This window comes from Tessaracoccus rhinocerotis (assembly GCF_007197885.1).
In the GTDB taxonomy this organism is placed as follows: Bacteria; Actinomycetota; Actinomycetes; order Propionibacteriales; family Propionibacteriaceae; genus Arachnia; species Arachnia rhinocerotis.
The window spans coordinates 1-334 of sequence record NZ_VKKG01000030.1 but is presented as its reverse complement, the minus strand read 5'-3'; the positions used below and the strand labels follow the sequence as shown (position 1 = coordinate 334).

Below are 334 nucleotides of genomic sequence, written 5' to 3'. Positions count from 1 at the left end.
CAGGTCGGCCTCGGCTGTGCGCCAACCCCCGGCGGATCCCTCCGGCAGCAGCAGATGGCTACTGAGCCGCTGCGAGCCGGCGAAGACTTCCAGGACCCGGTCAGTGACCCGCAGGTCGACCTTGGATCCGATGTGGACAAACGGCACCGAGTAGTGGTTCTTGGCCCAGACCACGTGCCCGCTGCGTCCGACGCGGCGGCCATAGACCCAGCGGCTGATCTCGTAGGCGACCTGCGGCAACGGCCTCAGCAGCGGCTGCTCCTCCGAGACGAACACGCTGTGTCGGGACCCGGGACGCTTCTGGAACGGTGTGGTGTTGTAAGCCGCGACCCGG

General features: G+C 68.0%; 1 protein-coding gene. It reads right to left on the bottom strand.

Annotated elements, in window-relative coordinates:
• The coding region (locus FOJ82_RS16385) for a Mu transposase domain-containing protein (RefSeq protein ID WP_425472514.1) at positions 1-334 on the bottom strand (334 nt) is incomplete at both ends.